Source organism: Paraburkholderia sp. J11-2 (assembly GCF_905220185.1).
Lineage (GTDB): Bacteria > Pseudomonadota > Gammaproteobacteria > Burkholderiales > Burkholderiaceae > Paraburkholderia.
This window is the reverse complement of sequence record NZ_CAJMYY010000004.1, coordinates 424,277-430,366: the sequence shown is the minus strand read 5'-3', so window position 1 is coordinate 430,366 and position 6,090 is coordinate 424,277. Positions and strand designations below refer to the sequence as shown.

Annotated in this window: 7 protein-coding genes; 6 read left to right on the top strand and 1 reads right to left on the bottom strand. The window is 65.0% G+C overall.

What is annotated here, in order from left to right; translation table 11 throughout:
* Both U5A57_RS08480 and gltA read left to right on the top strand, forming a co-directional pair.
* Positions 1–250: succinate dehydrogenase assembly factor 2 (locus U5A57_RS08480; protein WP_321909823.1), on the top strand; the 250-nt coding region annotated here is incomplete at its 5' end.
* Between the two features lie 90 nt (positions 251–340).
* Positions 341–1,642 carry a citrate synthase gene (gene gltA, locus U5A57_RS08475; protein ID WP_158760579.1) on the top strand — a complete coding sequence of 434 codons (1,302 nt, stop codon included), beginning with the start codon at positions 341–343 and terminating at the stop codon, positions 1,640–1,642.
* A 118-nt stretch (positions 1,643–1,760) separates the two neighbouring features.
* On the opposite strand, the gene U5A57_RS08470 is transcribed toward gltA, so the two are convergent.
* Positions 1,761–2,225, bottom strand: a complete 465-nt coding sequence (locus tag U5A57_RS08470) for a VOC family protein (RefSeq protein ID WP_321909822.1) — start codon at positions 2,223–2,225, stop codon at positions 1,761–1,763.
* 180 nt (positions 2,226–2,405) lie between these two features.
* On the opposite strand from U5A57_RS08470, the gene U5A57_RS08465 reads away from it, so the two are divergent.
* The 4 genes from U5A57_RS08465 to U5A57_RS08450 all read left to right on the top strand — a co-directional run bounded on the left by U5A57_RS08465 (position 2,406) and on the right by U5A57_RS08450 (position 6,070).
* Positions 2,406–3,254: an alpha/beta hydrolase gene (locus tag U5A57_RS08465; RefSeq protein WP_321909820.1), complete on the top strand. Its 849-nt coding sequence runs from the start codon at positions 2,406–2,408 to the stop codon at positions 3,252–3,254.
* Between the two features lie 225 nt (positions 3,255–3,479).
* Entirely contained in the window at positions 3,480–3,971 is a 492-nt protein-coding gene (locus tag U5A57_RS08460; protein ID WP_321909818.1) for a hypothetical protein, read from the top strand.
* Between the two features lie 72 nt (positions 3,972–4,043).
* Complete coding sequence (locus U5A57_RS08455) at positions 4,044–5,372, top strand: HAMP domain-containing sensor histidine kinase (RefSeq protein ID WP_321909816.1); 1,329 nt, start codon at positions 4,044–4,046, stop codon at positions 5,370–5,372.
* A 41-nt stretch (positions 5,373–5,413) separates the two neighbouring features.
* Positions 5,414–6,070: a response regulator transcription factor gene (locus tag U5A57_RS08450; RefSeq protein ID WP_321909815.1), complete on the top strand. Its 657-nt coding sequence runs from the start codon at positions 5,414–5,416 to the stop codon at positions 6,068–6,070.
* Positions 6,071–6,090 lie beyond the last annotated feature (20 nt).

Sequence of the window (6,090 nt, the reverse complement as noted above, 5' to 3'; positions counted from 1 at the left end):
CGACCCCCTTCGCCGCGCGCGCCTTCGCTGGCGCGCGCGGCGCGGCCTGCTCGAAAATGATCTGATTTTTGAGCGGTTTTTCGAGCGCTATGAGCATGAACTCAGCGACGCCGACGTGGGCGCTCTCACGCGCCTGCTCGAGCTGAGCGATAACGACCTGATGGACTTGCTGCTCGCGCGCAAGGAACCAGAAGGCGACCTTGCCGACCCGGACGTGAAGCGGGTGCTGGAGCTGCTTCGGAACGTCTGAGCGCGGTGGCGTCCGCAGTTGTCTTGCAGGCGCCGCGCCGGACGTACAAAACTATCGAATCCCGTGTTTATCTTCGATTGAGGATGTGCTATGACCCCGTCTGATGTAAAAGCCACGCTATCGTTCAGCGACAATTCGCCGAGCGTCGAACTGCCGATCTACAAGGGCACGATGGGCCCGGATGTGATCGACATCCGCAAACTGTACGGTCAGACCGGCAAGTTCACGTATGACCCGGGCTTCATGTCGACGGCGTCGTGCAACTCGGCGATCACGTACATCGACGGGGACAAGGGCGAACTGCTGTACCGCGGCTACCCGATCGACAACCTCGCGCAAAACGCCGACTTCCTCGAAACCTGCTACCTGCTGTACCGCGGCGAACTGCCGAACGCAGCGCAGAAGGAAGAGTTCGTCAAGACCGTCACGCAGCACACGATGGTTCACGAGCAAATGCAGTTCTTCTTCCGCGGCTTCCGCCGCGACGCGCACCCGATGGCGATTCTCGTCGCCGCAGTCGGCGCGCTGTCGGCGTTCTATCACGACTCGCTCGACATCAACAATCCGAAGCATCGTGAAGTGTCGGCGATCCGCATGATCGCGAAGCTGCCGACGCTCGTCGCCATGGCGTACAAGTACTCGATCGGCCAGCCGTTCGTGTACCCGCAGAACAATCTGTCGTACAGCGCGAACTTCATGCGCATGATGTTCTCGAACCCGTGCGAAGAGTACAAGGTCAACGACGTGCTCGTGCGCGCGCTCGACCGTATCCTCATTCTGCACGCCGACCACGAGCAGAACGCTTCGACCTCGACGGTGCGTCTGGCTGGCTCGTCGGGCGCGAACCCGTTCGCGTGTATCGCGGCCGGTATCGCCTGTCTGTGGGGCCCGGCGCACGGTGGTGCGAACGAAGCCGCACTGAACATGCTGGAAGAAATCGGCTCGCCGGACAAGATTCCTGAGTTCATCAAGCAAGTGAAGGACAAGAACTCGGGCGTGAAGCTGATGGGCTTCGGTCACCGCGTGTACAAGAACTACGACCCGCGTGCGAAGCTCATGCGCGAGACGTGCTACGAAGTGCTGAACGAACTCGGTCTGCACGACGATCCGCTCTTCAAGCTCGCCATGCAGCTCGAAAAGATCGCGCTGGAAGACGAATACTTCGTGTCGCGCAAGCTGTACCCGAACGTCGACTTCTACTCGGGTATCGTGCAGCGCGCACTCGGCATCCCGACCTCGATGTTCACGTGTATCTTCGCGATGGCGCGTACGGTGGGCTGGATTGCGCAGTGGAACGAAATGATCGCCGACCCCGAACAGAAGATCGGCCGTCCGCGTCAGCTGTTCATCGGCGAAACGCCGCGCGAAGCCAAGCCGATCGCGCAACGCTAAGCCATTTCGATTTGCGCGCGCTGCGCGCAAGCCGTCATGCAAACGCCCCGACGGGCTATCACTCGTCGGGGCGTTTTTCTTTTGCGCGCGAGGTACGCCGTCGTGCTCACACCCGCGCTCAAACCCAGCCGTCGATCTTCAGCCCGCTGGCCTGCTCCGCTTCTTCGCGCGTGACCTCGCGCACGGTTTCGCCGAAGCTCCAGACATGGCCTTCGGGGTCGCAAGCCGCGTAGACGCGATCGCCGTAAAACTGGTCGGCCGGTTCGCGAATGATCTTCGCACCCGCGGCGCGGGCGCGTTCGCAATGCGCGTCGAGACCGCTTTTCAACTGCACATGCACCGACTGCGTGTTCTTGCCTTCCAGTTCGGCGGGGCTCGTGTAGGGCATGCCCGGCCAGCCGCCACAAATCATCACGTAGCCGTCCCCGAAGCGCATTTCCGAGTGACCGAGCTTTCCGTCCGGCGACGTGACGACGAACTGACGCTTGAAACCGAACGCCTTTTCCAGCCAGTCGAGCGCGGCGAATGGGTTGCGATAGTAGATGGCGGAGCCGAAGGCCGGTCGCGGCGAAGTGTTGCTCATGAGCGTCTCCTGGGCAGTACGTGCGACGAATCTAGCACCGGCGTGATGCGATTGCGCGTAGCGCGCGCAAGCGTCCTTGCCACGGGCGCACGGCCATTACCTCCGACGTAATCGTCGGCGCGCACGGCATCGGCGACCATGGTCCTCATCGGCCCACCCCAACCGCAAGGAGCGACGACCATGGCACGCGACACCCTCAATGCCCGCCAACCCGGCTTGATCCGCATCGACGACGAGACCGCACTGCACTATCGCGACTGGGGCGATGGGGTGCCGCTCGTGTTTCTCTCCGGCTGGACGCTCAATGCCGACATGTGGAACTACCAATGCGCGCCGCTCGCAGCCGCGGGATTTCGCTGCGTGGCGTATGACCGCCGCGGGCACGGACGTTCGAGCGACCCGGGCCGTGGCTACGACTACGACACGCTCGCCGACGATCTCGAAGCGGTACTCGACGCACGAGGTTTGGCGCGCGTGACGCTGGTCGGTCATTCGTTCGCGAGCGGTGAGATCGTGCGTTATTTGAGCCGTCACGGCTCGCGCCGCGTAGCCGGCATCGTGCTGGTTTCGCCGGCTTCTACGCCTTGTTTGCTCAAGACTGCCGACAATCCCGGCGGGCTCGACGCGAGCCTCTTCGAAGCGTCGATCGCGGAAATGCTCACGTCGTTTCCCGACTGGATCGACCGGCGCGCCGACGCCTACTTCAGCCCCGGCACGTCGCGCACGGTCATTCAGTGGACGGCGGACATGATGCTGGGCACGTCTTTGTGCGCAGCCGCGCAGTTGAGCCGCGTGCAGATGGTCACCGACTTCCGCCGCGAACTGGCCGCGATCGACGTATCCGCGCTCGTGCTGCACGGCGACTGCGATGCTTCGGCGCCACTGGAGATCACAGGGCGTCCGACGGCGGCCGCGCTTGAACGCGCGACGCTGAAGGTTTATGAGGGCGGCACACATGGCATGTACTTCAACCATGCGGCGCGCGTGAACGCGGACATTCGCGCGTTCGCTACGCGGTGGCAGGCCTGACGCAGTTCGGCGGCGCCGAAACAAGCGGTAATCAGGGCAAGGGCCATTCTCGCCCCGAGCGCGCACCAGAAAAGGAATAGTGCTGCCACGCCCCTCGTTTTGCAGATGACACGCTGGCGCGCCGACACATTCGCGCGCCGCGTGCGAGGCGTACCGATGGAGTCTTCACGGCGCCGGCGCGCAACCCGCGCGCCACGAGGCCGGACCATCGCGAGGGGCGACATCATGCGCAAACTTCTCGCCTTCAATGTGCTGGCCTGCCTGCTGAGCGCCTGTACGACGCCGGTCGCGTCGCAGCAGGCCGCGTATGGGTCTTACCCGTCAGAGGCGCCATGCCGCCCCGTTACCGGCACCGCCGAGATCGACGGCGCGCCGCAGCAGATCAGCGGCGTCGCATGCCTGCAACCCGACGGCACATGGCAGATCATGCAGAGCGACGACACGCTCGTCTATCCGGTCGCCTGGCCCGACGCGACGGCTTACTACGCCGGGCCGTGGTATGGCTGGTGGCCGCCGGTATTCGTGGGCGGCTCGTTCGTGTTCGTTGACCATTTCCATCACTTTCATCACATGGATCATGTCTTCCCGGGCGGCCCGCATATGCATCCGGTGTCAGGCATGCATGGCGGCTTTCATGGCGGGCATGGCGGACACGGCGGCGTCTGGAGCGGCATGGGGCATGGGGGCGGAGGCGGCATGGGCGGCGGGCATCGTTGAACCCCACCAGGCAGCCGAACGCACGCCGCGAATCCTTTATGATGGAGCGCGCCTCCCAACCCGAGACGCTCCATGTTCTTCGCCGCGCATTCCCTGCATCGCCGCCTGAGCATTGCGATCGGCACGCTCGCGATTCTCGTCGGCGTGCTGGGCGCGCTCGGCACCTTCCTCGTGGTGCGCAGTCTCGCCGCCGAGTTCAACACGACTTTGCGCGACGCGGCCGCGCACGTGCAGACGGGCGTGCCCCATCGCGCAACGGAGCGCGGCGAGCGCTCGCCCGCCGACGATTTCGTCGTGCAGATCTGGTCCGAGGGCGACGGCGAAGCACCGAGCCGCACGAGCAACGCGAACGTCGCGCTGCCGCGCGCGCGAAGCGGCTTCTCGTCGATCGACTATGACGGCGAGGCCTGGGACGTGTTCGCGCTCGCCGCCGGCGACGAATACATTCAGGTGGCCGAATCGCGCAGCATGCGCAACCGCAACGCCTTGCGCGTGGCGTTCTGGAGCCTGCTGCCCATGCTCGCGCTGCTGCCGCTGCTCGCGCTCACGATCGCCGTGACCGTGCGCGTTTCGCTGCGGCCGCTCGAGCGCATCGGGCACCGCGCCGCGAACGTCGATCTGCACGACCTCAAACCGCTCGAAGCCGGGCAGGCGCCCGTCGAATTGCGGCCTTTCGTCGAATCGATCAATCGCATGATCGAGCGCCTTTCGGTGCTCGTGAACGCCGAGCGCATGTTCATCGCCGATGCCGCGCACGAACTGCGTTCGCCGATCTCCGCCATGCAGTTGCAGATCGACAACCTGCGCAATGCGCCGCCCGAACAGTACCCCGAGCGTTTCGAGGAGTTGCGGCGCGGCATCGTGCGCACGGGCGCGCTCGTCTCGCAGCTGCTCGGTCTTGCGCGTGCCGAAATCGGCAGTGCGCAACGCGTGCTGGCGGAGGTGCCGCTGCCGCAGGTCGTCACCGACGTGCTGGCTGACCTGCTCCCGCTCGCCGACTCGCGCGGTGTCGATCTGGGCGTGACGTGTCTCGACGACGTGACGGTGCGCGCCACCGAAACCGACATGCGCGTGCTCGTGCGCAATCTCGTGGACAACGCGATCCGCTACAGTCAGGAAGGCGCGAATGTGGACGTAGCGGTGCGCCGCGAAGGCACAGGCGTTGTCATCGAGGTGACCGACAACGGGCCCGGCATTGCCGAGGCCGACTTGCCGCGTGTATTCGACCGGTTTTTCCGCGCAGGCGGTCATGATGCGCACGGCAGCGGCCTTGGCCTCGCCATCGCGCAGGCGGTGGCGCAGAGCTACCGAGGTTGCGTGACGCTCGCGAACCGGCGCGATGGGCAACGCGGCATCGTCGCGCGAATCGAGTTGCCGCGCCAATCCGGTGCAAGCCGGTAAGGCAAAATTCCGGGAAGCATGCGAAACAAAGGACGGACACGATGCGCATTCTGCTGATCGAAGACGATCTGCTGATCGGGCCCGCGCTGCTGCGCGCGTTGAAGGACGCGTCATACAGCGTCGACTGGGTGCGCACGGGCGAGAGCGGCCGCACCGCGATTCGCGACGGCTCGTACACGGCGATCCTGCTCGACCTCGGTCTTTCCGACATGAGCGGGCTCGACGTGTTGCGCGGCCTGCGCGAGTCGCAAGACGCCACGCCCGTGCTCATCATCACCGCTCGCGACGACGTGGACACGCGCGTGGAAGGCCTCGATCTCGGCGCCGACGACTATCTCGTGAAGCCGTTCGAGAGCAAGGAACTGCTCGCGCGCATCCGCGCCGTGGTGCGGCGCAAATCGGGCTTCGCCTCGCCGACCATGGGCAGCGGCCGCGTGACGCTCGACATGAACGCGCGCCGTCTCACGTTCGACGGCCAGTCCGACGACCTTTCCGCGCGCGAGTACGCGCTCATGCTCGCGCTGCTCGAGCGGCCGGGCGCGATCCTGTCGCGTCAGCAACTCGAGGAGCGGCTTTATGGCTGGGGCGAGGAAGTGGAAAGCAACGCGGTGGATGCCGTGATTTACAGCGTGCGCCGCAAGTTCGGACAGGCGGTGATCCGCAACGTGCGCGGGCTGGGTTGGGCCGTTTGCACGTGAGCGGCGGAACGTTCGAATAA